The 4780-nt window shown below is 44.7% G+C and carries 2 protein-coding genes and 1 pseudogene; all 3 read right to left on the reverse strand.

What is annotated here, in order from left to right; genetic code table 11:
• Nucleotides 1-755, reverse strand: a pseudogene (locus B3Z75_RS12615) (polyribonucleotide nucleotidyltransferase); the annotation flags it as partial.
• A gap of 301 nt (nucleotides 756-1056) precedes the next feature.
• On the reverse strand, nucleotides 1057-2157 hold the full coding sequence (locus tag B3Z75_RS12620; protein WP_294072302.1) for an OmpA family protein: 1101 nt from the start codon (nucleotides 2155-2157) through the stop codon (nucleotides 1057-1059).
• Nucleotides 2158-2290: 133 nt separating this feature from the next.
• Nucleotides 2291-4780, reverse strand: a 2490-nt coding sequence (locus tag B3Z75_RS12625) for a cell surface protein (protein ID WP_294072305.1), incomplete at its 5' end; no start/stop codon positions are given.

Consider the following 4780-nt stretch of genomic DNA (forward strand, 5'->3'; position numbering starts at 1 on the left):
CACTTGTCCCACACCAGTTTGCGAAGGTCCTCGTCGTTTTCTTCGTGGCTATAGGTGCGTTTTACGGTTTTGCCCACTGCTTCGGCCAGTTCCATCTGGGCCTTGCAATGTTTTTTAATCTCTTCGTGTGCAATTTTTATTGCTTCGAGCATTTCGGCTTCCGACACTTCGTTCATCTCGCCTTCCACCATCATGATGTTGTCGATGGTAGCGCCCACCATGATGTCGATGTCGGCTTTTTCCAGTTCTTTGAATGTGGGGTTGATCACATATTCCCCGTTGATGCGTGCCACACGCACTTCGGAGATAGGACCGTTGAAGGGTATATCGGATACGGCCAATGCTGCAGAAGCAGCGAGACCTGCCAGTGCGTCGGGCATATCTTCACCGTTTGAGGAGAAAAGGATCACATTTACAAAGACATCGGCATGGTAATCGTCGGGAAAGAGCGGGCGCAGGGCACGGTCGATGAGCCTGCTGGTCAATATTTCTGAGTCGGAAGGTCTGCCTTCCCGTTTCAGGAATCCGCCCGGGAAACGTCCGGCGGAAGCAAATTTTTCTCTGTATTCTACCTGTAACGGCATAAAGTCGGTTCCGGGTGTTGCATCTTTGGCGGCGCAAACGGTAGCCAGCAGCAAGGTGTCACCCATACGAAGGGTGACGGAGCCATCGGCCTGTTTTGCCAGTTTCCCCGTCTCCAGCGTAATCGTGCGTCCGTCTGACAGCTCGATTTGCTTTACAATTGGATTCGTCATAAATAATAAAGTTGTTTTTTCTTTGTATAAAATCCTCCAAAGGTACATAAAGTTTTGCTTTTCTGATGCATTGGAGGAGATAATTTATTGGATCGGGTATCATTAATCGCATTTTTTTGTGCACGGTCCACATTTGCGTCTGTTGGTTTCTTTTTTCAGTGCTAGGCATAAAAAGACAGGAATGTCTGCCACAGACATTCCTGCTTCCCGGAAGTAGAATTTAAACCTATCGCACCTCAGCGATATTAAAATGACAAAAGCAGTTATTGTAACATGTTTAATTCTTTTATCCGGTATTTTTTTATTTGGCAACCTCCACGCGGCGTGCCTGTATGGTGAGGGCTTCCTGGCCCGAAGTTTTTGGATCCTCCCCGGCTCCCTGTGTGGTGAGCCTGTCGGCACTGATCCCTTCTCCGGCGAGGTACTTCTTCACCGCTTCGGCCCTGCGAAGCGAGAGTTTGTTGTTGTAGGCGTTTGATCCCTTGTGATCAGTATAGCCTGTGATTACCACGTTTGTGTTGCTAAATTCCTTCAGTACCGAGACGATGGTGTTCAGCTCTGCGGCATACTTTTGGGTATTCACCACATCGCTGTCGAAAGCAAAGTGAATGGCGGGCAATGCCGGAAATTCCTTCACCACCGGTGCCGGTGCCGGCTTAGGCGCTGGCTTGGGTTCCGGTTTCGGCTCAGGAGCCTGGGCGGGAGCCGGTTGTGGTTCATAGTATACCGGTTCTGTCCGGGTATGGGCTTTTCCCAGGTTGATTTTGAATCCGGCCAGTGCGTTAAAGTGCCAGTCGGGGTTGTCTGCTCTTTTCGAGTTGAAGTGATCCGAAAACAGATTGGCATTTCCCTCCAGCATGACAGACACAGCGTCGCTCAGTTTAAAATCCAGTCCCAGTCCGAATCGTCCTCCCGGGAACCCCTTGTTGTCTTCCCACAGGTACTCCAGGTCATACGCACCCGTGTTTAGTTCAGTGGCACCGTTCTCAAAGCCGTAGGCATAGGCACCTCCAGCAAACAGATACGGGTTGAATACCCTGTCCGGGTTGAATCCGCTGAGCAGCGATCTGATATTCAGCACAAGGTCGATATTCCCTTGCACGAACTTAAAGTCGTAAACCTGTGCAGGTGCCACCCAGCCCCCTTTGCCCTGCCATCCGGAAGCGCCGAGGCGCATCCCGAGTGCGGGAGTAAACTGGTAGCCCAGGTTCAGTGCGGCTGCCGGCGAGATCAGGTCTGTGAAATCCGCTTCACCCAGTGTGTAGGCAGCCCCGCCCTGCAGTTGCAGGTACGCATGCGATTTAAAAACCGTTTTTCCTTCTTCCTTAATCTCACGCTCTTGTGAAAATGCTGTCAGCGTGATCGCCAGGAAAGTAATAGCCAATAAAATCGTTTTTTTCATACCTAATGCTTTTAAATTATGTGTTTAAAATGGTCGGTTTGCTTTAAAAGTCAGATATCGCGGTTATTAATGAAACAAAGTAGGAGGAAACTACTCTGTTTTCCTCCTACTAAGAAACTATTATAATTAATTATTAATTACGTGTTTTAACCGTCATTGGGAGACTAATAACTACCTCATGTCCATACATGTCAAATACTGTAATTACCAGAGTTGATGCTACATTAGCAGTAGGATTGGATGAAGCCGATGCTTCTGTTAATGTTATTGTTCCGGTAGCAATATTAAGTGTAGCATTGAAGTACTCTTCAATTGTTGTTCCATTTGAGTAAAGCTTAGCACCGCCTGTTGCACTGCCCAAGCCATTCAACGACAAGCTGTTTAGGTAAGGAGCGCTTAATGGAGCGTTGTAGATATTGTCGCGCGAGCTTTTACCTAAGATGTTTGACAATGGAATTGTTACGTCTGTGCCATATTCAATAGTAGTGTTGTATGTTGTAACCCAACTCCAGGAATAGGTATTGTTGTAGATATTACTGAAAATAGTTGGGAAATTTTCTATTTCAATAACATAGTCTACACCAGCAGCCAGTTCTGTGGAGATTTTACCGTAATTGTAAACAACAGATGTTTCGTGTTGAGTTGTATTGTCGATAAATTCTTTCGCAACCACTAAATCAGCATCTCCTGGATTAACAATTAAGTCGACAGTATTGCTGCCCGATTTGCTAGCCTTAGCGAAAATAACGTCAAAGTTGGCTACTGAAGTTAAAGCATCGCCTGTAAAGTTGAATACCTGATCAAGTGGCATACTTCCGTGGGTTGCATTTGGAGCTGTCCAGTTTACTAAACCAGCTTGCATAGGTATTAAGTAACTTCTGTAAATTCCATCAGTACCAATTTGGTTGGTCTTCACTGAGAAGCCAGTAGGTGCAGTTGTGGGAAGTGTTTTCTTGAATGTTACTTTTAAGGTTGCAAGTACGTGACCTGTTGTATTTTTGATAACTAAAGTGCCATTGTATACTTTGTTATCCTTGTATGCTAACCAGCTAGCTGCGGTCGGTACTGTACGAATAGCTGTAACATTTGCAAGATTAGCCGTTGAAATAGTTCCACCATTAGTCGTGAATACTACGCCACCAGTTGTGTTTAGAAGTTCAGCGTGGAATGCAGGTGCATCTTCATTTTCATCTTCGTCTGTTGTCCATTCAAATGAAGTTGCAGTAGGTAATGCTGCCAGTGCTTTTGCAACTTTTTCAGACACTGTGCCGGCTACTGTTTCACTTGTTGGAGTAATCACTGTATTAACTGTACCCCAATTTGCGCCTGCAACGCCAAGACTTGCGTAGAATGCTTTTCCATCGGGATCAACTAATGTTCCATCATAGTTTACAGCAAATACACGGAAGCCGATCATATCATTGATAGCGCTTGCGTTATTGATAACGATCTGTGTTTCTGTTCCTTCAACTACTGTGCCTAATCCTGTGTAGCTGTAGCTTTGCCATGCGTTCCATTCAGAAGGAGCAGATTCGATAGCATTTGCTTGATAATCAAGAGTAACATACATTGCCCTGATAGATTCAACATCACCAGTTATCTTAATCTTCATTGGTATACCCTGAACAGCTGGATATACTGGCTGCGACGAACGATCATCACCTTGTGAAGTGTTGCCAGTTAGAGTTGGTTGAGCGTAATCAGTCCATACTAACTCTTTATAGGTAATACCATCTTCATTTAAACTTAAGCTACCATCAGCAGCACGGTTGTTGATGTCTGCAACATTTGTATTATCAACCATGAAGTTTAATTCACTTGCTCTTTCAAATTCTTCACTTGTATCGATTGAAATTACAAAATCTGAAATTACAAAGCGGTCTTCAGCATCATCCCCTTTTTCAACCGTGTTTTCGATTGCCATGGCAAAAAGGTAATGACCCTCGTAATCTTGTTCTACGCCTCTATTAAGATAAACGCCCTCTCCATAAGTAAGTTCTGCTAGATCTTCAAGATCTGCAGTTTGAGATAACTCGAACGATACATACCATAGACCGCTAGCTGTAGGAGTTGCACGGGTAGCTGCTACAGAATACCAATAATCATCACTTACCAGCAATGGATTGGCACGCTCGGCCTTGACAACCTTTAAATAATTATTGATCTCAGTATTGTTATCACCACGAATTAAAGAAATTTTGTCCAGCATCTTACTCAAATCGGCATTGGCAGGACTAACCTTAACAATAATTTTTTGTGCCTGAGAAGCAAGCCTCTGTCCGTTTTTAAAAGTGATTGGATTGTTAATTCCGGTAGCAAATACATAATTAACTACTTCCGTAGTAGTGGAGTATTCAAGATATCTGTATCTTTCGTAATCATCATAAACAAAGTCGAAAGATATTTCGGTGATCATACTGTTGATTCTGGCGAAATCCAACACGTTAAGAGCCTCGTCAATAGCATCGATTTTGGTGGAAAGTGCATCAATGTCGACTCCGGCAGTAGCCAGTTCAGCTTTGATGGCTGCGATAGCGTCCACAACATTGTCGTCACCGGCAACCAACAGGTACTTGTCGAGGATTGATTGCTGCAGTTCGATAGCAGCTTTGTTGGCGGCTAT

It is taken from the genome of Proteiniphilum sp. UBA1028 (assembly GCF_002316955.1).
GTDB lineage: Bacteria > Bacteroidota > Bacteroidia > Bacteroidales > Dysgonomonadaceae > Proteiniphilum.